The following is a 20,408-nucleotide window of genomic DNA, read 5'->3' on the forward strand; positions in this document are numbered from 1 at the left end:
GTGGGCTTTCACGATCTCGATGTGTCCGAGCGGTTGCTGATCGCCCGCCGCGGCACCGCCTACTTCGCCCAACGCCTCGCCGAACTGTCCGACGAGCAACTGTCCGAGCCGACCGGATTGTCGGGGTGGTCGCGGCGACATCTGGTGGCGCACGTCGGGTACAACGCGGCCGCGTTGTGCCGGTTGCTGGACTGGGCGGCGTCGGGGGTGCAGACCCCGATGTATGCGTCGGCGGAGCAGCGGGGCCGGGAGATCGCCGAGGGCGCCACCCTGTCGGCGGCGGCGCTGCGGAACCTGTTCGATCACACCGTCGCCCGGCTCGACGAGAAGTGGCGCACCCTGCCCGCCTCGGCGTGGGATGCGCAGGTGCGGACCGCGCAGGGCCGGACGGTGCCGGTGTCGGAGACGGCGTGGATGCGCACCCGGGAGGTCTGGATTCATGCGGTCGACCTCGGCAACGGCGGCCGGTTCGGCGACTTCCCCGACATCGTCCTGGAGTCGTTGCTCACCGACATCGTCGGAATGTGGCGGCGCAAGGACCTCGGCGCCGGCCTGATCCTCACCGTCGACGGGGGTGAACCGGTTGCGGTGCAGCCGGATTCACCACCGGCCGGCAAGGTGTCCGGGCCCCTCGCCGCGGTCGTGCGGTGGGCCGCCGGCCGCGGCACCGTCGGCATGAGCATCGACGGCGGAGTCGGGGAACCGCCGCGTTGGCTTTGATCCATCGATAGGCTGCTGAGCGGTCAAGTCATGAACCGTCGCAGGTGGGGGCAGTGTGGTCGGTTCGAGTCGGTTCTCCACGGACGGCGGCCACGAACTCGGCAGGGCAGTCGAGGTGGATCAGGTGTCCGGCGCCGTTGATGACAACGGTATCGATGTCCGGTCGCCGGCGCTGTATTCGCGTGTGCAGTCCGGTCATCCACGGCGAACTTTCGGAGCCGAGGACCCACGTGATCGGCATCGGCAGGTTCACCACGGCGCGAACCGAGATGTGCTCGGCCATGACTCCGAAAGGGTGCGGGTCCCATTCGGCCAGAACCGGTGTGGCGTTGCGGAGAATGTCGTTCCGGAGGCTGTCGTCGGCGAGGTCGTAGCTGTTGCCACCGGACTGTAGGGCGGTGGCGAACCGGAAGAACACCTCCGTCGCCTCCTGCGGGTGACCGCGCAATTGAAGCAGTTTCAGGCGAACTGCGGTCGCGAGCACCGCCCGGTCGGCATGCCGCAGTCCGTGAAATGGGGCTTCGACGACGACCAGCTCGGAGAACAGATCCGGGCGAGCGGTGGCGGATGCCAGCGCAATGTTTCCGCCGGAACTCCATCCGAGCACCTTCGCCGGCTCTCCCACGGCTTGTTCGAGGACGGCGCAGAGATCACGAGCATGGATACGGTGATCACGGACGGGCCTGTGCTCGGACTGTCCGTATCCGCGGCGATCGTAGACGGTGACGCGATGGTCGGAGGCCAGGTTGTCGATGACGCCGTCCCACGTGGTCATGTCTGTGGCCGAGCCGTGGACGAGAACCAAGGGTTTGCCGCTTCCGACGGTGCGGTAGTGCAGTCTTGCTCCGGGTAGATCGATGTTGGGCATTGCGCGTTCCTGTTCTGTGACCCTTTGTGGAGAAAATCGTTCAGCGCCGGGAGTGATTCTGAGCATCCGCCAATCTGGTGGCCGGCATCGCGTCGCCCTGGACCGGATCAATGCGCGACTCGCGCCGCGGAACGAGTACTGCGGTCAGCGCGCCGAGCAGACCCACGATGGCGAAGCTGTAGAAGTTCCCATCGACGCCGTTCGCATGGTCGAGCACGAATGCGCCGAGGGTCGGGCCCGCGATGGCTCCGAGGCGACCGACCGACAGGGCCCAGGCGAGACCACTGCTGCGGTTCTCGGGGTCGTAGACGGACAGGATGTAGGCGTTGGCGAGGATCTGGGAGCCGATGAACCCGAATCCGCTGACGAACATGAGCAGGAAGAGCAGGAACGTCGGCGGCTGAAGACTCATGAGGACCAGGCTGACAGTGCCGGTGAGGAACGCGGTCACGACGACGATGCGCGGTCCGAAACGGTCCGCGACGGGGCCGGCTGCGATGACGCCGACGAACACACCGAGCCACATGGCTGCGGTCTGGAGCAGGGCAGACCCGAGAGAGTAGCCGGCGGCCTGCATGATCGAGGGCAGCCATGCGCTGATGCCGAATACGAGCAGAAGGCCGCAGAAGGACATGGCCCAGAACAGCAGCGTGGTGGGGGCGAGTCGGCGCGTGAGCAGCGGGCCGAGGCCGAAGAGACGGCCGGCCTGCTTGTTGGCGACGTGGCTCGAGGGAAGGTCGTAGCGGGTCTCGATCTCGGCGGCCTCCGCGCCGCGTCGGATGAGGCGCAGGTGGAATGGGCTCTCCGGAAGGCGGAAGACCAACGGGAGTGCGACGAGTGGGATGACGACACCGATCAGGTAGAGCCAGCGGAACGAGACCTCCGGAAGCAATGCGGCGCCGAGCAGGGGTGCGGCGAGCGCCCCGATGGCATACCCGCTCATCATCAGTCCGATGTGTCGGCTGCGGCGCTGCGGTGCGCTGAGGTCGGCTACATACGAGTTGAGGGTCGGAAGAACGACGCCCAGACCGAGTCCGACGACGAGACGTCCGAAGCCGAACGCTTCGGCGCTGTACGCGAAGGTTGATACAAGCATGCCGACGGTGAAGACGGCGATCGATCCGATCAGGAGCCGCCGGGGGCCGACGCGATGGATGATTGCTCCGGCCAGCGCGGCCCCGATCAACATGCCGACGCCGACGAGCGAGCCGATAGTCCCGGCCTCGCTCCGGTCCATGCCGAGCGACGGCGTCTGGAGGAGCACCGGGAGGGTGGCCCCGTAGATCGCGAGGTCGAAGCCCTCGAGCGTCGCCACGAGCCAGGTGACGCACAACAGTGTGCGGGTGGCGCCAGGGAGGCGATCCGAACCGGAGGAAGAGGGTGCGCGACTCATGGGGACGCTCCTGTCGAGAAGAGGGCGATGGCACCGCAGCGGGGTGCGTGCGTTCACGATTGGCAGCCATCCGATGGACCGTTCGCAACGGTCCAACCTCGGTGCCGCACTCGTCACAGATCTGGCACAACCACGTTATGACGCGAGTCACATTTGAACATAGCGAAATGAATTCCGCAATAGTGAATCCCTGTCCGAGCGTGCCTGGTCCCGTGAGGAGCGATGGAATCGCTCAGGCGACTGGGCCACCGGCCGCTCCGCCGACGCTGCCGTAGTCCTCCGAGATCGCCTTCGTCGTGCGCAGCAGTTCCAGCGTCACCTCGGCGACCGTGGCTGCGTCACCGAGCGACGACGGAAGTGCCACCGCCACTGCCAGGGGAATTGATTGACCGGCCGGGAAGACTGGTGCTGCGACTGACATGACGCCCGGGATCACCTCGCCCGAGATGGTTGCTACGCCCTGCTCGAGCACGGTGGCCCGTAGCCGAGCCACGTCGCTCTTGCTTGGCGCGTTCGTGCCGAGTGTCTCGAGTTCGGTCTCCACGATCGATGTAATCATCGTGGCCGGCAGATGGGCCAGGTAGACGCGTCCGATCGCGGAGGTGAGCAGCGGCATTGTCGCTCCCACCCGGATCGTGATCGGGAGTGCGTGCGCGCCGTAGTCCCAGCGCACGAGGACGGGACCATGGTCGCCCCATACCGCGAGATTGACGGCGTGCCCGGTGCGATCACGCAAGTCGGGGAGATGTTCCGACGCCACGCCGACCTCGTCCATGCGGCGCAGTGATTCGATGCCCAGTCGACGCATCGCCGGTCCGAAGTCATAGAGACCGGATCGGTGAGATTGCACGACGAGCCCTGCGCGACCCAGGCTGACCAAGTAGCGGTGAACCTTGCTCGCGGCCATCCCGGAGGCGTTCGCGATCTGCGTGAGGCTCATGGGGCCGAGTCCGCTTTCGAGGGCCTCGATGACGGTCATGGCGAGCTCCACCGACTGAATGCCTTGACGGGGGCCGGCGCGTTCGGCATCTGCAGTGGAATCGGAATCCGCGGAGGTCGTCACGGGAAACCACCTTATGGCTCGACGAACGGTTGGGGGTGATCGAGAACTGATTCACTACTGTGCATTGACTTCACTAATAATAAACTCGTACGGTGTGGTTGCAATCACACGTGACGCGAAGTCACGAAAGTCGAAAGGAACAACGGCATGTCTGCCTTCGCACAGCCGCCGGGCGCGGAAAGAAAAGCAGTCGACGTCGCGATCGTCGGCAGCGGCCCTACCGGGATGGCACTGGCGGCGCTCCTGGGGCGCCAGGGCCGGAGCGTCGTTGTCCTCGAGAGGTATACGGGTCTCTACAACCTGCCGCGCGCCGCCGCGTTCGACGACGAGACCATGCGTACATTCCAGAAACTCGGTGTCGCGGAGAAGATGCTGCCCGGAACAAATGTTCAGCGCGGCTACGTATGGGTGAACGGCGACGACGAAGTGTTGCTGGACATCGAGTTCGACAACCCGGGCCGCTGCGGATGGCCGGCGCAGTACATGATGTACCAGCCCCACCTCGAATCCGTTCTCGACGAGCTCATTACGTCCCTGCCGACGGTCGAGATCCGCCGCGGGATGACGGTCGAGTCCGTCGACCAGCAGGACGGTGACGACGTCGTCGTCCGCGCCACCGACGTCGAGGGCGGCGAGCACCTGGTTCGTGCCCACTATGTCGTCGGCTGCGACGGGGGGAACGGCATCGTCCGCCAGTTCGCCGGCGGCGAACTCGACGACTACGGGTTCTTCGAGAACTGGCTCGTCTGCGACTTCCAGCTCGACCGCGACGTGCCGGACCTCCCCACCTTCCGCCAGGTCTGCGACCCCGCCGAACCGATCGCCATCGTCAACATCGGACCCCGCTTCCACCGATTCTCGTTCCGGCTCGAAAGCGGAGCGAATCGCGAGGAGGTTGTTCACCCGGACAAGGTGTGGCCGCGCGTAGCGACGTATCTCACCCCGGAGGATGCGGAGCTCGTCCGCGTCGCGAACTACACGTTTAGGTCCTGCATCGCCACGCAGTGGCGTCACGGTCGGATTCTTCTCGCCGGCGACGCGGCGCACCAGATGCCGCCTTTCCTGGCGCAGGGAATGGTGTCGGGAATCCGCGACGCACGGAACCTGGCCTGGAAGCTCGACATGGTGCTCGCAGGCCACCCCGACTCGCTGCTCGACACCTACCAAGCCGAGCGCGAACCGCACGTCCGCTACATCACCGAGAAGGCAATCGAACTGGGTCGGGTCCAGACGATGCGGGACACCGCGCTCGCCGCCGAGCGCGACGCTCAGATGATCGCTGCGCGCAAAGCCAACCAGAAGCCGGACAAGTTGCAGTACCCCGCGTTGTCAGGAGGCCTGATCGCCAACCACGGCGACATCTTCCCGCAGGGCCTGGTGTCGACGTCGAGCACCACCGCACTCTTCGACGAAATCGCGGGCACCGGGTGGCTCGTCGTCGCCGACGGGCCGCAGGTGTTGTCCGACATCGCCGAAGGCGACCGCACCGCATTCATCGAGATCGGCGGCCGGGAAGTGATTTTCGGCCTCACGTCGATGTTTGACGGAGCGCCCGTCTCCGACACCGCCGGCGTGTACACCAGATGGTTCGCCGCCCATGAGTGCGTCGCCGCGATCGTGCGGCCCGACGGCTACGTCTTCGGAATCGCACGCGACGCCGCAGAGCTGGGGACCCTCGCCAAGGAGCTCGTCGCCGCCATCACCCCGGTCGCTCCCGTGCCGCCCCGGCCGCTGGCGCCCACGGCCTGACATCCCACCACCGACAAACACTCGAGGAGAAAACTGATGCAGGGAAAGATCGCACTGGAAGAGCACTTCGCCATCCCGGAGACGCTGAACGACTCCGCGGGCTTCGTACCCGGAACCTATTGGGACGAGTTGCAGGCGCGGCTTCTCGACATCCAGGATGTCCGCCTGAAGCTGATGGACGAGCACAACATCGAAACGATGATCCTCTCGCTCAATGCACCTGCCGTGCAGGCCATCCCCGAACGGAAGCGCGCCATCGACATTGCGCGTCGTGCCAACGATGTACTCGCCGAGGAATGCGCGAAGCGGCCGGACCGGTTCCGTGGCTTCGCTGCCCTGCCGCTCCAGGACCCCGACGCCGCCGCCGAGGAACTGCGACGCTGCGTCACCGAACTGGGCTTCGTCGGCGCGCTGGTCAACGGGTTCTCCCAGAGTGCGACGGTGGACGGCGGCAACACCCCCCTCTACTACGACCTCCCCCAGTACCGACCCTTCTGGGCAGAGGTCGAGCGTCTCGATGTGCCCTTCTACCTCCACCCGCGCAACCCGCTGAACCAGGACGCCCGAATCTACGAGGGCCACCCGTGGCTGCTCGGTCCGACGTGGGCATTCGCGCAGGAGACTGCTGTCCATGCGTTGCGCTTGATGGCCTCTGGCCTCTTCGACGAGCACCCCGGCCTGCGGATCGTCCTCGGTCACATGGGTGAGGGCATCCCCGCGATGCTCTGGCGCATCGACCACCGCAACGCCTGGGTCGACGTGCCGCCCGCGTACCCGGCGAAACGTCGCATGGTCGACTACTTCACCGAGAATTTTTTCGTCACGACCTCCGGTAACTTCCGCACCCAGACGCTGATCGACCTGTTGCTCGAGCTCGGCTCGGAGCGCGTGATGTTCTCGACTGACTGGCCCTTCGAGAACATCAACCACGCCGCCGAATGGTTCGACGCTGCCAGCATCTCCGAGGCCGACCGGCTCAAGATCGGTCGGACCAACGCCGCCACGTTGTTCAAACTCGACCGGTGAACCGGCAGGAGTCGGCGGTGCGGCCCTTCGTCCACAGCGGATCACCAGCGCGCATCGTCTTCGGGCGCGGGGCCCGCGACGGCGTGAAGGAGGAAGTCGAGCGCCTGGGCGCACGACGGGCTGTGGTGCTGTCGACGCCCCAACAGAGGGAGAGCGCGGAGCTTCTCGCCGACGACATGGGTGCGCTCGGTGTCGGCGTCATCGACCGCGCCACCATGCACACCCCCGTGGAGGTCACCGCCGAGGCACTGGTCGAGATCGAGCAACTCGGCGCGGACTGCGTCGTCGCCCTGGGAGGCGGTTCGACCACGGGTCTCGGCAAGGCGATCGCGGCTCGAACCGGTCTTCCCCAGGTCGCTGTCCCCACTACATACGCGGGCTCGGAGGTGACCCCGATCCTCGGCGAGACCGACAACGGGATGAAGACCACGCGGCGGGGCCCCGAGATCTTGCCCGAGACAGTTGTTTACGATCCGGCCCTCACCGACTCGTTGCCGATTTCCCTCAGCGTCGCCAGCGGATTGAACGCGATGGCACATGCCGCCGAGGGGGTATATGCGCGCGATGGGAGCCCGATCTTCACCCTCATGGCCCTGGAGGGCCTCGCCGCTCTGCGTGACGCCCTGCGTGAGCTGACGAGCGACCCCGCCGACCACGATGCGCGAGATCGCGCCCTCTACGGCGCGTGGTTGTGCGGGACCGTCCTCGGCGGTGTCGGAATGTCCGTCCACCACAAGCTGTGCCACACCGTCGGCGGCGCGCTCGACTTACCTCATGCACAGACCCACGCAATCCTGCTTCCACACACGATCGGCTTCGTGGAGGAAACCGAACCCACGGTCCTCGCACCCGTCGCGGACCTGTTCGGAGGCAGTGCAGGCGGGGGCCTCCACGATTTCGCAGTGGAACTCGGGGCTCCTCTTCGTCTCTCCGAATTGGGGGTCACGCCCGAGCAGTTGGACCGTGTCGCGGACTTGGCGCTCGACGCGCCCTACTGGTCTCCGCGCCCGTTGGAGCGCGATTCCATCCGTCGACTGCTGCAGCACGCCTACGACGGCACCCGCCCAGAATCAGCCCCGCACGGAGGATCGGCATGACCAAGTACTTCACCGAGGATGAGTCCGTCGACACTGTCAACGGTCGGATGGGCATCGACGCCGACGACCGGGCCGCCGTCGTGATGGAAAGCCTCGTCCGCCATCTGCACTCGTTCGTCAAGGATGTCGGAATTACCCAGGCCGAGTGGGACCTTGCGATCGACTTCCTGACGCGAACCGGACAGATCTGTGGGCCCGAGCGGCAGGAATTCATCCTGCTGTCGGACACCCTCGGGGTATCGATGCTGGTCGACGCCATCAACCATCGCAGGCCCACCGGGGCCACCGAAAACACTGTCGTCGGTCCGTTCCACGTCGAGGGGGCGCCGATCCGGCGGATGGGGGATGGCATCTCCCTCGACGGCAAAGGCGAGTCCTGCCTCTTCGCGGGGCAGGTCCGTGACCTCGACGGCCACCCGATCGAGGGCGCATGCGTCGACGTCTGGTCGGACAATGCGGATGGCTACTACGACGTTCAGCAGCCAGACATCCAACCCCGATGGAACAATCGGGGTCGCTTCATCACAGGCGCCGACGGCCGGTACCTGTTCCGCGGCATCAAGCCCACGGCTTACCCGATCCCGGACGACGGTCCTGTGGGGCAAATGCTCGACCGAATCGGGCGGCATCCGTACCGACCCGCACACATGCACTTCCTCGTCACCGCCGACGGCTACGAACGTCTGGTGACCCACACTTTCGTGGAGGGCGATAGCTACCTCGAGTCCGACGCTGTCTTCGGGGTGAAAGAAGTGCTGATCGCCACCTACGACAGAAACAGTGACGGCTCCGGCACAGCATGGTCGTCACAATATGACTTCGTACTCACGCGTGGCAGCAGCTGACCTCGTTGTCCTGAAGCCTCCGACGGACAGCTGGCCGATTTGCGCTGAGGTCTCTGGGCGTGCGGGCGCTGGGCGAGAGTACGGGCCGCCGACAACCAGGCCTGGAGCCGAGCGAGTGCCCCGCTAGTACGACGCCCGGCCACCGCTCGCGTCGTAGACGGCGCCGGTCGAGAAGCTGAGCGCCTCCGAGCACAGCCATGCGACGAGTTCCGCGATTTCTTCGGGCCGTCCCATCCGGGCCATCGGGGTCAGGCTCTGCGACCGCGCGAGGATCGCCGGGTCGGTGCCGGCATTCATCGGGCTCTCCACGGCGGCGGGTGCCACCACGTTGGCCAGGACACCGGTCTTCGCGACCTCTTTGCCGAGCGATTTCGTCAGCGCGATGACGGCCGCCTTCGACGCCGAGTACGCGCTCTGGTTGGGATTCCCGTCCTTCGCCGCGATGCTCGCCAGATTCACCACCCGCCCCCAGCCGGCGTCGGCCATGGCCGGCACGAACGCGCGGCAGAGGAGGAACGTCCCGTCGACGTTGATCCGGAACGTGCGGCGCCAGTCTTCGAGGTCGACGTCGACCAGAGGAGCGGACGGTCCCACGACGCCGGCGCTGTTGACGAGGATGTCGACGCGGCCGAGCCTGGCGGCGAGGTTCTCGACGGCGTCGGCGTCGGTGACGTCGAGGTGCTCGTCGGCCCCGGTGGCGACGTCGGCGGTGACGACGCGGACCCCGGCGTCGGCGAGGCGCTTCGCGCACGCCGCACCGATTCCGCTCGCTCCGCCGGTGACGAGCGCGGTGGCGCCCTCGGGATACGTAGCCATGGTGGTTTCTCCTCGCGACTGTGTGCGTATTAGTCTTGGTCTATGTGCGAAATCAGAATGATTGGTTTCGCACTGTGTACGAATTGGAATATATGGGCTGAGCCACACTCGTCAAACTCGCCGAAGGGAATCCGATGGAGATTCGCTGGCTGCAAGCGTTCGTCGCCGTCGCCGAAGAACTGCATTTCGGCAGGGCCGCCGCGCGACTTCAGATGGCCCAGTCGCCGCTGAGCCAGACGGTGCGCAAACTCGAGAAGGACATCGGCGTGCCGCTGTTCGAGCGGAGCACCCGCAGTGTCGCCCTGACGTCGGCCGGCCACACGTTCCTGCCGCACGCCTACCGGATTCTCGAGAGCGTCGACATCGCGCGGCAGGCCACCCGCGCGTCCGCCGGGGGCGTGTACGGCCGCATCAAGATCGGCTTCACGGGCGTGCTCAATCACCTGTCCCTGCCCCCGCTCACCCGCGCGCTCCGGCAGCGCTACCCCGACATCGAACTCACCCTCGTCGGACGCATCATGACCCGTGACGCCATCACTCAACTGGACAGTGGCGCACTCGATCTCGCGTTTGTCGGACTTCCCGTCGAGACGGCCTCGGTGTCCACCCGGTTGATCCGCCGCGAGCCGTTCGGGGCCGTGCTCCCGGCGGACCACCCGCTCGCGTCGGAGCCGGAGATCGACCTGCGCGACCTGGCCGAGGACGGGTTCGTCACGACACCGCTGTCGGCCGGCTCGGCATTGCAGGAGGTCGCGATGCGGGCATGCGTCGATGCGGGCTTTCGTCCCCGCGTGGTGCAGGAGATCACCGACCCGTACATGATCCTGATGCTGGTGGCGACGGGTGTCGGCGTGGCGCTCATGACGTCGGGCATTGCCGCGCTCACGCCCCCGGGCACGGTGTTCGTGCCGCTCACCGGCGAGCCGATCTACATGAACCACGGGCTCGCCTGGTCGCCGCGCCGGGTCTCCGACGCGCTCCGGGTGGCCCTCGCGGTGTCGGAGGACATTCTCCCGACTCCAGATTAGGATGTTTTCGATCTATATCTAAGACTTTTTTTGCGCTGGACTGCGCATAGTCCGCCATGACACGCTCGTCACGGTCCGGAACTTCGTGTGAGGTGGATCACCTCCGAAGAAGCCTCGCGGCGCACCGGATCCCTGGGACGAAAGGAACACCATGGCAAGCACGTCTACTCGCGACACCGGGGGACAACCGAACGAGAACGCCCGCCGGGCCGCCGTCTCGGGATTCCTCGGCAGCACGCTCGAGTACTACGACTTCTTCATCTACGGGTCCGCGGCAGCGCTGGTCTTCCCGCGGATCTTCTTCCCCGGCGGAGGAGCCACGGCGACCCTGCTGTCGATCGGCACGCTCGGCGTGGCGTACATCGCGCGTCCACTCGGCGCAGTGCTGTGGGGACATCTCGGGGATCGGTACGGGCGCAAGAATTCGCTGCTGGCGTGTCTCCTGCTCATGGGTATCGCGACCGTGGTCGTCGGCTGCCTGCCCACGTACGACCAGATCGGTATCGCCGCGCCCATCATCCTGGTGCTCCTGCGATTGCTGCAGGGCCTGTCCGCCGGCGGCGAATCACCAGGATCGTCCGCGCTGACGCTCGAACACGCACCGGACAACCGTCGCTCGTTCTACACCTCGTTCACCATGAGCGGCATCATGTTCGGCATCGTCATCTCGAGCCTGGTGTTCATTCCCGTGGCCGCGCTGCCGGACGACGCGCTCTACTCGTGGGGCTGGCGTGTGCCCTTCCTGCTCAGCATCGTCGTGACGGGTGTTGCGGTCTGGCTGCGTCGCAAGCTCGACGAGCCGGAGGTCTTCGAAGAGCTGAAGGAACACGACGACACGGCGGGCATCCCCGTCGTGGAGATGTTCCGCTCACACTGGCGCACCGTGATCCGCATCAGCCTCAGCGCGACATTCGCGATGATCAACACGATCGTCAACGTCTTCGCGTTGGCGTACGCCGTGCAGGTCGCCGGGCTCGAACGCTCCACGATGCTGTGGGCGATCGCCACCGCCAACTTCGTCGCCGTTCTCACCCAGCCGCTGTTCGGAATGCTCGCCGACCGGATCGGCCGCAAACCGGTGTTCGTGACGGGCGCCGTCGGTTCCGCGGGCATGGTGTTCGTGTTCTTCCACGCCATCGGAACGGGCAGTGCGCCGATGGTGTTCGCGGCCGGCATCGTCCTGATCGGCCTGTTCTACGCGATGCCCAACGGCGTGTACCCGGCGTACTTCCCCGAGCAGTTCCCCGCCAAGGTCCGGTACACCGGAATGGCCGTGAGTCTCATGCTGGGACTGTTGGTGGCCGGTTTCACCCCGGCCATCGCGCAGTGGCTGTCGGCGGGCGACACCGCGAACTGGACCCCGGTCGCCTGGATGTGCCTGGGCTTCGCGCTGCTGTCGTCGGTCGCCGCGCTCACCGGTCCCGAGACGTACCGCACCCCCACCGAACAGCTCGGCGAACCCGGCGCGACGACGGTCGGCACCCGGCACCAGGCGCTCGTCCGCAACGACGCCTGACCGGACCGGACCTTCACCACTGCAGGAGATTTTCATGCACCCCGTATCCACCCGGCACCGGATCCGCCTCGTCGGGGCAGGGATCGCCACGTCCCTGTCGCCGGCGCTGCACGAACACGAGGCCGCCGCCCTCGGCCTGACCGACTACCGCTACGACCTGATCGACGTCGCGGCGGAGGGCATCCCCGTCGACAGTTCCGGCGACACGCTGCGGCAGGCCGTCGCAGCGGGCTGCACCGGACTCAACGTCACCCACCCGTGCAAGCAGGTGGTCGTCGACTCCCTCGACGAATTATCCGACAACGCACGACTTCTCGGCGCCGTCAACACCGTCGTCGTCCGTGACGGGCGGCTGATCGGTCACAACACCGACCACAGCGGATTCCTCGCGGCGCTGCGCCGGGGACTGCCCGACGCCGCGCTCGGCTGCGTCGTCCTCGCCGGTGCGGGCGGTGCCGGTTCGGCCGTCGCCTACGCGCTCGCCGCCGCCGGAGTGACGGACCTGCGGGTCGCCGACCTCGACCCGGCCCGAGCAGCGGACGTCTGCACGCGCCTCGCGGCGGCCTTCCCGCAGACGCGGGTCACGGCCATCCCCCTCGACACGATCGAAGCGAACCTGGAGCACTGCGACGGCGTCGTCAACGCCTCTCCGATCGGCATGGTCGGACATCCTGGAACGCCGTTCGACACCGACGCGCTCCATCCCGGCCTGTGGGTCGCCGACATCGTCTACCGCCCCCTGCGGACAGAACTCGTCGCGGCAGCAACCGCTCTCGGCTGCGACGTGCTCGACGGCGGTCAGATGCTCGTCGCTCAGGCGGCCGACACGTTCGCCCTCCTCACCGGGGTCACGCCCGACCCCGACCGCATGCGACGTCACCTCGGCGAACTGCTCGCCGATCAGTGCGCCCCGACCGTACTCGAGGAGTCCCGATGACCGCGCGTCCGTTCGCCGCACCACTCGACCTGGGTAACGTGCGACTGCGCAACCGCTTCGTGTCGGCGCCGATGGAGCGCAACTACTGCGAGGTCGACGGCACGATGACCGACGAGTACATCGCGTACCTCGAGCGCCGTGCGGCGGGCGGCGCAGCACTCGTCTTCACCGAGGCCAGCTACGTGCGGGCCGACGGCAAGGGCCGTATCCGGCAGATGGGTGTGGACGTCGACGAACGCATTCCGGGCATCGCGAAGATGGCCGAGGCGATCCACGCGCACGGTGCGCTCGTCGGCGTCGAACTCAATCACGGCGGCCGCACCGCGCAGGGTTCCGTCAGCGGATTCGTCCCCGTCGCACCGTCACCGATCCCGTGCGCGGTGGTCGGCGGCGAAATGCCCGAGCAACTCGACGGCGACGACATCGAGCACATCATCGAATGCTTCGGCGAGGCCGCCGCGCGCTGTCAGCAGGCCGGGGTCGACGTGATCTCGCTGCACGGCGGTCACGGCTACCTCATCCACCAGTTCCTCTCGCCGGCGTACAACCACCGCGACGACGAGTGGGCCGATCCGGCGCTGTTCGTCAACTCGGTGATCGACGCCGTTCGCACAATGGCACCGGGTATCGCTCTCGGACTGCGGTTCTCGGCGTTCGAAGCCGTCGACGGCGGTCTCGACGCCGAGACGACCCGCGCCCGCATCGACGCGATCGACACCGACCGGCTCGACTTCCTCGACGTCTCCGCCGGCAACTACGAATCCGGGCAGTGGATCATCCAGCCCGGCGAGTGGCCGCGCGGACTCCTCGCCCCGTTCTCCGAGCAGTACACGAGGGACTTCGACCTCCCCGTCGGAGTCGCAGGCCGGATCAGCTCACCCGAGGTCGCGGCGCAGATCATCGAATCCGGGCAGGCCGACTTCGTGAGCATGGCCCGCACCCTGCACGCCGACCCGGACTTCCCGAACCGCGCGCTGGACGGCGGCCGGTACCGGCCGTGCATCGCCTGCAACTACTGCATCGACAGCCTCGCCGCCGGACCCGTTCCGTGCTCGGTCAATCCGTGGGTGGGCCGCGAACTCGAGCAGCCGTCGAAGACGGCGGACGTGGCGGTGCGCGTCGCTGTCGTCGGCGGCGGGCCGTCGGGCATGGCGGCCGCCCGCGACCTCGCGCTCGCCGGGCACCGCGTCGACCTGTACGACGAACGCGACAGCCTCGGTGGTGATTTCGCACTGGCCTCCCGGCTGCACGAATATCCCGAGTACGCGAGGATCGTCGACTGGTACCTCGCCGAGATCGCCGACCTCGACATCACCTGCCACACCGGCACCCGGGTCGACGCCGCCGCACTGGCCGAGCTCGACTTCGACGCCGTCGTGCTCGCGACGGGCGGCCGCGGACCCGCGGTCGACCTCCCCGGGGCCGACACCCGGAGGGTCCGCGACGTTCGCGAGTTCCTGGAATCCGGGGACCCGGCACCCGAGGCGATCACGATCTTCGGCGCCGACCGGGAAGCGGCCGCGGTCGCCGACGACCTGCTCCAGCACGGCACGAAGGTGGTCATGATCGGCCCGCAGGAGACGATTGCCCACGACGTCGGCCGGCGCGGCAAGATCGTGCTGCTGCCGCGGCTCGCGGCGAGCGCGAACCTCACCACCCACCTGTCGTCGATCGTGACACGGGTCGAGGAAGACCGGGTAGTGATCTCCACGGGAGGTGCAGAACGGATCGTCGACGCCCCCGGCGAACTGCTGATCTCGCACGGCGTCGAACCGCGCACCGACCTGCTCGCCGCACTGCGGTCGCCGGCACCGCGACTCGGCGTCCACACGGTCGGTGACGCGAGCGGTGACGGCGGCTCCATCCACGCCGCTCTCGTCACCGCAGCCGACGTCGCCGTGACGATCACCGCGGCCGCCGATGCTCTCGAGGAGGTCAGCGCATGATGGACATCCCGCCCCTCGGTCTCGGGACCTGGCCACTGACCGGCCCGGACGCCACCCGGGCCGTGCTGTCCGGCATCGAAGCCGGCTACCGGCTCGTCGACACCGCCACGATCTACGACAACGAGGACGCCGTGGGCGTGGCGCTCGCGGAGTGCGGACTGCCCCGCGAGGAGCTGTTCGTCACCACGAAACTGCGTGGGAGCGATCACGTGTCGGGTGACATCCGCGGCGCGGTCGAGCGCAGCCTGAAGAATCTGGGACTCGATCGGCTCGACCTGTTCCTCATCCACTGGCCGCTGCCACGCCACGACCGGTACGTGGCGGCGTTCGAGGCGATGCTCGCCTGCCGCGACGCCGGCCTCGTCCGCTACGTCGGCGTCTCCAATTTCCTGGAGACGCACCTGCGTCGCGTCGTCACCGAAACCGGAGAAGCGCCCGCGGTCAACCAGATCCAGATGGACCCGTCGCTCGCCCGGCTACCCGTCCGGCGCGCGAACGACGAACTCGGCGTGCTCACGCAGTCGTGGAGCCCGCTGGGCCGCGGCGACGTGCTCGGTGCCTCCGTGGTCACCGACATCGCCCGGCGCCTCGACCACACCCCCGCACAGGTGGTCCTGGCCTGGCACTTCGCGCACAGTGTCGTGCCGGTCGCGAGATCCGCGAATCCCGCCCGCCAGGCCGAGAACCTGGCCGCCCTCGACGTGCGTCTCACCGCCGCGGACGTCGACGCCCTGAACCGTCTCGACCGCGGCGAGTCCGCGGCCCGGGACGTCGAAACGGAGGAGCACTACTGATGGCACTACGTATCGGCATCGTCGGTTGCGGAAAGATCGCCGGCAACCACGCCCGGGCCCTGCAGCAGGTGCCCGGCGTCGAGGTGGTCGGCTGCTGCGACCCCGACGTCGACCGCGCCCGCGAGTTCGCATCCGCACACGGCATCGCCCGCGCCGTCGGTTCGGTGGAGGAGTTGATCGCCCTCGGCCTCGATGCGTGCACCGTCTGCACCCCGCATCCGGTGCACGAGCAGGTGGTCGTCGCGGCGGCGGAGGCCGGGATCCACGTGCTGTGCGAGAAGCCGATCGCCGTCGACGTCGCCGCAGCCGACCGGATGATCGCGGCCGCCGACCGCGCCGGCATCACGTTCGGTGTGCTGTTCCAGCGTCGATTCTGGCCGGCAGCGCAGCGCATCAGGGCGGCCATCGACGACGGCCGGATCGGCGTTCCGGTGCTCGGTGAGGCGTCGGTCCTTCTGCACCGCCCGTCGTCCTACTACTCCGCCGACGAGTGGCGTGGACGGTGGGACACCGACGGCGGCGGTGTCCTCATGACACAGGCCGTGCACCAGATCGACATGCTCCAGTGGTTCATGGGTGAGGCCGTCTCGGTGAGCGGCTTCATCCGCACCCACACGCACGGCGAGCACATCGAGACCGAGGACAGTGCGTCGGCCGTCGTCTCGTTCGCGTCGGGCGGCACGGCTACCGTCACCGCGACCACCGGCGCCAACCACAACCTCGGCAACCGGGTCACCGTCATCGGGCAGACCGGTGCGATCGCGAGCGTCCTCGAATTCCCGGAGGGCAGGAAGGGGTTCAACGAGATCTGGACGGTCCCCGGCGAAGTCGAGTTCCGCGCCCCGTACACACTCGACGTCCGCGCCAATCTCGACGTCACCGAAGTCAACGCCGGACTCGCCGACTTCCACACACTCCAGGTACAGGACTTCGCGGACGCCGTCCTGACCGGTCGCGACCCCGCCGTCACCGGACGCGACGCGCGCGCCTCGCTGGCGATCGTCGCGGCGATCTACGAGTCCTCGCGCACCGGCCGGGTCGTCGACCTCACACCCGCACCGACTTTCGCAACAACATCCGCTCAGGAGACGCCATGACCCCCGAACGCACCACCGCCACCTATGACGTCGTCGTCATCGGCTCCGGAGCGGGCGGCCTGTCCGCCGCCGTCGCCGCAGCCGACGGGGGCGCCTCCGTCCTCGTCGTCGAGAAGGCGGACACCTGCGGCGGCGCGACGGCATGGTCCGGCGGCTGGATGTGGGCGCCGCGGAACCTGTTCGCGCAGGCGGACGGCGTGAACGAGGACCGCTCGCTGCCGCGCACCTACCTCGAGCACCGACTCGGGGAGAACTTCGACGCCGCCAAGGTCGACGCCCTGCTCGACGGCGCACCCGAGATGGTCGAGTTCTTCGAAAAGAAGACGGCCCTGCAGTTCGTTCCGGGCGCGAAGATCGCCGACATCCACGGCGACACACCGGGTGCGGGCACGGGGCACCGCTCCGTCGGGCCGAAGCCGGTGAGCCTCCGCAAGCTCGGCCCCGACGTCGCGGCGCTGCTCCGGCGGCAGCTCTACGAGACGTCGTTCCTCGGCATGGGCATCATGGCCGGCCCGGACCTGCAGGCCTTCCTGCACTCGACGCGTTCGGCGAAGGCGTTCGTGCACTGCGCACGCAGAGTGTCCACGCACCTGCTCGACCTCGCCACCAAGCGGCGCGGCCAGCAACTCGTCAACGGCACCGCGCTCGTCGGCCGGCTGCTGCGGTCGGCACTCGACGCCGGCGTCGAGATCCGCGTGAGCACGGCGGCCACCGCGCTGACCACCGACTCCGCGGGCGCCGTCACCGGTGTCCGGCTCGAGGGCCCGGACGGGGCCTACTCCGTGTCCGCCCGCCGCGGAGTCGTCCTCGCCACGGGCGGCTTCAGTCGCGACGTCGACCGGCGCCGCGAACTCTTTCCCCGCACACCCACGGGCCGTGAACACTGGACCCTCACCCCGTCCACGACCACCGGCGACGGCATCACCCTCGGCGAATCGGTCGGCGGGCGCCTCGACCGCTCGGTCGCGTCGCCGGTGGCGTACTGCCCGGTGTCGATCATCCGGTACCGCAACGGCAAGGAGGGCGTGTTCCCGCACATCCTCGACCGCGGAAAGCCCGGCGCCATCGGCGTACTCGCCGACGGCCGCCGCTTCGTCAACGAGGCCCTCGGCTACCACGACTACACCCTCGCGATGGTCGACCAGGTCCCCGACGGCGAAGAGGTCTGCTCCTGGCTGATCGCCGACCAGCGGTACCTGCGGTATTTCCCGCTGGGCATGGCCAAGCCGCTGCCGATCCCCACGTGGCCGTACCTGACGTCGGGGTACCTCACCCGCGGCCGCACGGTGCGCGAGCTGGCCGAGAAGATCGGCGTCGACCCGGACGGCCTGGAGAAGACGGTCGCAGCGTTCAACGAGGGCGCCCGCGACGGCGTCGACCCCGAATTCGGTCGTGGCACCACACCGTTCACCATCGGGTCGGGGGACGCCGACAACCCGTGGCCCAATGCCTCCCTCGCACCGCTCGAAGAGGGCCCGTTCTACGCGGTCAAGGTCGTGCCCGGCAGCTTCGGCACGTTCGCCGGTCTGGTCACCGACTCGGCATCGCGGGTGCTGAACGACGACGACCGGCCGATCGACGGGCTGTTCGCCGTCGGGGTCGACCAGTCCAGCGTCATGGGCGGCCACTACCCGTCCGGCGGCATCAACCTCGGCCCGGCCATGACCTTCGGCTACCTCACCGGTCGCCGCCTCGCCTCGACGACAGGAGATCTGCGATGACCGCCCCCCTCGGCCTCGCCGCACTCACCGTGCTCGACACCGCGCCGCTGCAGCAGGTGGACCTCGCCGAGAAGCACGGCTTCGACACCATCGGGATCCGGTTGCTGCCCGCCGCGCCCGGCACCACCGCCTACCCGCTGCACGAGGACGAGGGCGCCCTCGACGCGCTGATCCGTCGTCTCGACGATTCGCCGATCGAGGTGTTCGACCTCGAAATCATCCGGTTGGGAGCCGATTTCGATCCGAAATCGTACGTTTCGCTGCTCGAGGCGGGCGCACGGCTCGGCGCGAAGGCCGTGCTCGTCGGCGGCGACGACCGCGACCGCTCCCGGCTCACCGACTCCTATGCCCGTCTCGCGGAACTGTGCGCGCAGTACGGCATCGTCGCCGGCCTCGAGTTCATGCCGTGGACGGCCGTGCCCGACGCGGCCACCGCGGTCGAGATCGTGTCGCAGGCCGACGGGCCTGCCCGCAGCGTGCTGGTCGACGGGCTGCACGTCGGACGGTCGAGCACCACGCTCGACGACCTGGCGGCGATCCCGCGGGACTGGCTGCACTACGCCCAGATGTGCGACGGCTCGGTGCCTGCACCTGCGGACGACGCCGAACTGATCCGGCAGGCCCGCGAGGAGCGCCTCGTTCCGGGGTCGGGCGGCATCCCGCTCGCCGACATCTGGTCCACGTTGCCGGCGGGTCTTCCGGTGAGCATCGAACTCCCCAACGAGCCGCTCCGGCGTGCCGTCGGTACGGACGCGTGGCTCGCGCGGCTGGTCGCCGCCACCCGGGAGGTGCTCGCGCAGGTTCCGGCGGCCACCGGACGCTGATTTGTCCGCGCTACCGTTCTTGCATGCCCCGCCCCGACAACGTCCCCGTGTACACGATGCGCCAGCTGGCGGCGTTCGTGGCGGTGGCGGAGACCGGGACGATCAGCGGTGCGGCCGAGCGGATGCACGTGTCGCAGTCGGCGTTGTCCGCGGCGGTGACGGATCTGGAGAAGGCACTGAAGGCGCAGCTGTGTGTGCGCCGGCGCGCCCGCGGTGTGCAGCTGACCCCGACCGGGGAGGCGGTGCTGTCGCGGGCGCGGGCCCTGTTGCAGCAGGCGGGGGAGTTGCAGTCCGACGCGTCCGGGGAGGGCGGTGTCGTCGCGGGGCCGATCGCCGTCGGCTGCTACCCGGCGCTCGGCCCGACGATCCTGCCGTCGATGTTGTACGCGTTCACCGCCGAGTACCCGCGGGCGTCCGTGGAGTTCCGGGAGGACACCCAGAACCGGTTGCGGACGCAGCTCGAGGGCGGCGAACTGGACGTCGCCATCGTCTACGACCTCGACCTTCCCCCGGACTGGCAGACCGTCCCGCTGATGACCCGCGAGCCGATGATCGTCCTCGGGGCGGAGCATCCGCTGGCGGGCGTCGACGGGCCGGTGCGCCTCGCGGATCTGGCCGAGCACCCGATGGTGCTGCTGGACGCGCCGCCCAGCACCAACCATGCGATGGACGTCTGCCGGGAGGCCGGTTTCGCGCCCCGGGTGGCGTATCGGACCGCGAACTTCGAGACGGCGCGGGCCTTCGTCGGGCGCGGTCTGGGGTGGACGCTGCTGCTGCAACGACCCCGGGTGGACGTCACGTACGAGGGTCTTCCGGTCGTCGTGAAACCGATCGCCGACCCGAAACCGGCGTCGGTGGCCGTGGTCGTCGCGTGGCATCAGGAGGCGACGCTGAGCCGGGTCGCGCGAGCATTCATCCGGTTCGTCACGGCCTGAACTGCGTATTCGTGCCTTCCACGGTTTTTCCGC

18 protein-coding genes are annotated in these 20,408 nt (G+C 68.1%); 14 read left to right on the forward strand and 4 right to left on the reverse strand.

The window, feature by feature from the left end; translation table 11 throughout:
* Entirely contained in the window at positions 1 to 720 is a 720-nt protein-coding gene (locus DTA22_RS30085) for a maleylpyruvate isomerase family mycothiol-dependent enzyme (RefSeq protein ID WP_112301921.1), read from the forward strand.
* 28 nt (positions 721 to 748) lie between these two features.
* On the opposite strand, the gene DTA22_RS30090 is transcribed toward DTA22_RS30085, so the two are convergent.
* From DTA22_RS30090 to DTA22_RS30100, 3 genes are all read right to left on the reverse strand, one after another.
* Positions 749 to 1,588, reverse strand: a complete 840-nt coding sequence (locus tag DTA22_RS30090) for an alpha/beta fold hydrolase (protein WP_037238660.1) — start codon at positions 1,586 to 1,588, stop codon at positions 749 to 751.
* 40 nt (positions 1,589 to 1,628) lie between these two features.
* Positions 1,629 to 2,981, reverse strand: coding sequence for an MFS transporter (locus tag DTA22_RS30095; protein ID WP_112301853.1), 1,353 nt, complete (start codon positions 2,979 to 2,981; stop codon positions 1,629 to 1,631).
* Positions 2,982 to 3,213: 232 nt separating this feature from the next.
* Positions 3,214 to 4,044 carry an IclR family transcriptional regulator gene (locus DTA22_RS30100; RefSeq protein ID WP_037238665.1) on the reverse strand — a complete coding sequence of 277 codons (831 nt, stop codon included), beginning with the start codon at positions 4,042 to 4,044 and terminating at the stop codon, positions 3,214 to 3,216.
* Positions 4,045 to 4,191: 147 nt separating this feature from the next.
* On the opposite strand from DTA22_RS30100, the gene mhpA reads away from it, so the two are divergent.
* Genes mhpA through DTA22_RS30120 form a run of 4 tightly spaced genes read left to right on the forward strand, consistent with a single transcriptional unit; the run spans position 4,192 to position 8,761 of the window.
* Positions 4,192 to 5,793: a bifunctional 3-(3-hydroxy-phenyl)propionate/3-hydroxycinnamic acid hydroxylase MhpA gene (gene mhpA, locus DTA22_RS30105; protein ID WP_112301854.1), complete on the forward strand. Its 1,602-nt coding sequence runs from the start codon at positions 4,192 to 4,194 to the stop codon at positions 5,791 to 5,793.
* 36 nt (positions 5,794 to 5,829) lie between these two features.
* Positions 5,830 to 6,819 (forward strand): gamma-resorcylate decarboxylase, encoded by a 990-nt coding sequence (tsdA, locus tag DTA22_RS30110; RefSeq protein ID WP_037238671.1) that lies wholly within the window; start codon positions 5,830 to 5,832, stop codon positions 6,817 to 6,819.
* On the forward strand, positions 6,816 to 7,916 hold the full coding sequence (locus DTA22_RS30115; RefSeq protein WP_235214685.1) for a maleylacetate reductase: 1,101 nt from the start codon (positions 6,816 to 6,818) through the stop codon (positions 7,914 to 7,916). The genes tsdA and DTA22_RS30115 overlap by 4 nt, the downstream gene beginning before the upstream one ends.
* On the forward strand, positions 7,913 to 8,761 hold the full coding sequence (locus tag DTA22_RS30120; RefSeq protein WP_112301855.1) for a dioxygenase family protein: 849 nt from the start codon (positions 7,913 to 7,915) through the stop codon (positions 8,759 to 8,761). The genes DTA22_RS30115 and DTA22_RS30120 overlap by 4 nt, the downstream gene beginning before the upstream one ends.
* A gap of 123 nt (positions 8,762 to 8,884) precedes the next feature.
* Here DTA22_RS30120 and DTA22_RS30125 read toward each other — a convergent pair whose 3' ends face one another.
* Positions 8,885 to 9,577, reverse strand: a complete 693-nt coding sequence (locus tag DTA22_RS30125; protein WP_112301856.1) for an SDR family NAD(P)-dependent oxidoreductase — start codon at positions 9,575 to 9,577, stop codon at positions 8,885 to 8,887.
* 134 nt (positions 9,578 to 9,711) lie between these two features.
* Here DTA22_RS30125 and DTA22_RS30130 point away from each other — a divergent pair, with 134 nt between their 5' ends.
* The 9 genes from DTA22_RS30130 (at position 9,712) to DTA22_RS30170 (ending at position 20,375) form a co-directional block, all read left to right on the forward strand.
* On the forward strand, positions 9,712 to 10,605 hold the full coding sequence (locus DTA22_RS30130; RefSeq protein ID WP_005252314.1) for a LysR family transcriptional regulator: 894 nt from the start codon (positions 9,712 to 9,714) through the stop codon (positions 10,603 to 10,605).
* A gap of 151 nt (positions 10,606 to 10,756) precedes the next feature.
* Positions 10,757 to 12,121, forward strand: a complete 1,365-nt coding sequence (locus tag DTA22_RS30135; protein WP_037238679.1) for an MFS transporter — start codon at positions 10,757 to 10,759, stop codon at positions 12,119 to 12,121.
* 34 nt (positions 12,122 to 12,155) lie between these two features.
* Positions 12,156 to 13,058: a shikimate dehydrogenase gene (locus DTA22_RS30140; RefSeq protein ID WP_112301857.1), complete on the forward strand. Its 903-nt coding sequence runs from the start codon at positions 12,156 to 12,158 to the stop codon at positions 13,056 to 13,058.
* Positions 13,055 to 15,004 carry an oxidoreductase gene (locus tag DTA22_RS30145; RefSeq protein WP_112301858.1) on the forward strand — a complete coding sequence of 650 codons (1,950 nt, stop codon included), beginning with the start codon at positions 13,055 to 13,057 and terminating at the stop codon, positions 15,002 to 15,004. Before DTA22_RS30140 ends, DTA22_RS30145 begins: the two co-directional genes overlap by 4 nt.
* Positions 15,001 to 15,798 carry an aldo/keto reductase gene (locus DTA22_RS30150; RefSeq protein ID WP_037238689.1) on the forward strand — a complete coding sequence of 266 codons (798 nt, stop codon included), beginning with the start codon at positions 15,001 to 15,003 and terminating at the stop codon, positions 15,796 to 15,798. The genes DTA22_RS30145 and DTA22_RS30150 overlap by 4 nt, the downstream gene beginning before the upstream one ends.
* Positions 15,798 to 16,895, forward strand: coding sequence for a Gfo/Idh/MocA family protein (locus tag DTA22_RS30155; RefSeq protein WP_112301859.1), 1,098 nt, complete (start codon positions 15,798 to 15,800; stop codon positions 16,893 to 16,895). Before DTA22_RS30150 ends, DTA22_RS30155 begins: the two co-directional genes overlap by 1 nt.
* Positions 16,892 to 18,616 carry an FAD-dependent oxidoreductase gene (locus tag DTA22_RS30160; protein ID WP_112301860.1) on the forward strand — a complete coding sequence of 575 codons (1,725 nt, stop codon included), beginning with the start codon at positions 16,892 to 16,894 and terminating at the stop codon, positions 18,614 to 18,616. Before DTA22_RS30155 ends, DTA22_RS30160 begins: the two co-directional genes overlap by 4 nt.
* Positions 18,613 to 19,440 (forward strand): sugar phosphate isomerase/epimerase family protein, encoded by an 828-nt coding sequence (locus DTA22_RS30165; RefSeq protein WP_112301861.1) that lies wholly within the window; start codon positions 18,613 to 18,615, stop codon positions 19,438 to 19,440. The genes DTA22_RS30160 and DTA22_RS30165 overlap by 4 nt, the downstream gene beginning before the upstream one ends.
* Positions 19,441 to 19,463: 23 nt before the next feature.
* Entirely contained in the window at positions 19,464 to 20,375 is a 912-nt protein-coding gene (locus DTA22_RS30170) for a LysR substrate-binding domain-containing protein (protein ID WP_112301862.1), read from the forward strand.
* The last annotated feature ends 33 nt before the right edge of the window (positions 20,376 to 20,408 follow it).

Source organism: Rhodococcus wratislaviensis (assembly GCF_900455735.1).
GTDB classification, from domain to species: Bacteria; Actinomycetota; Actinomycetes; order Mycobacteriales; family Mycobacteriaceae; genus Rhodococcus_F; species Rhodococcus_F wratislaviensis.

Coding starts and splice junctions, on each gene's coding strand:
- DTA22_RS30090 (WP_037238660.1), bottom strand. CDS start 1,588: ATGCCCAACATCGATCTACCCGGAGCAAGACTGCACTACCGCACCGTC.
- DTA22_RS30095 (WP_112301853.1), bottom strand. CDS start 2,981: ATGAGTCGCGCACCCTCTTCCTCCGGTTCGGATCGCCTCCCTGGCGCC.
- mhpA (WP_112301854.1), top strand. CDS start 4,192: ATGTCTGCCTTCGCACAGCCGCCGGGCGCGGAAAGAAAAGCAGTCGAC.
- tsdA (WP_037238671.1), top strand. CDS start 5,830: ATGCAGGGAAAGATCGCACTGGAAGAGCACTTCGCCATCCCGGAGACG.
- DTA22_RS30120 (WP_112301855.1), top strand. CDS start 7,913: ATGACCAAGTACTTCACCGAGGATGAGTCCGTCGACACTGTCAACGGT.
- DTA22_RS30125 (WP_112301856.1), bottom strand. CDS start 9,577: ATGGCTACGTATCCCGAGGGCGCCACCGCGCTCGTCACCGGCGGAGCG.
- DTA22_RS30130 (WP_005252314.1), top strand. CDS start 9,712: ATGGAGATTCGCTGGCTGCAAGCGTTCGTCGCCGTCGCCGAAGAACTG.
- DTA22_RS30135 (WP_037238679.1), top strand. CDS start 10,757: ATGGCAAGCACGTCTACTCGCGACACCGGGGGACAACCGAACGAGAAC.
- DTA22_RS30140 (WP_112301857.1), top strand. CDS start 12,156: ATGCACCCCGTATCCACCCGGCACCGGATCCGCCTCGTCGGGGCAGGG.
- DTA22_RS30145 (WP_112301858.1), top strand. CDS start 13,055: ATGACCGCGCGTCCGTTCGCCGCACCACTCGACCTGGGTAACGTGCGA.
- DTA22_RS30150 (WP_037238689.1), top strand. CDS start 15,001: ATGATGGACATCCCGCCCCTCGGTCTCGGGACCTGGCCACTGACCGGC.
- DTA22_RS30155 (WP_112301859.1), top strand. CDS start 15,798: ATGGCACTACGTATCGGCATCGTCGGTTGCGGAAAGATCGCCGGCAAC.
- DTA22_RS30160 (WP_112301860.1), top strand. CDS start 16,892: ATGACCCCCGAACGCACCACCGCCACCTATGACGTCGTCGTCATCGGC.
- DTA22_RS30165 (WP_112301861.1), top strand. CDS start 18,613: ATGACCGCCCCCCTCGGCCTCGCCGCACTCACCGTGCTCGACACCGCG.
- DTA22_RS30170 (WP_112301862.1), top strand. CDS start 19,464: ATGCCCCGCCCCGACAACGTCCCCGTGTACACGATGCGCCAGCTGGCG.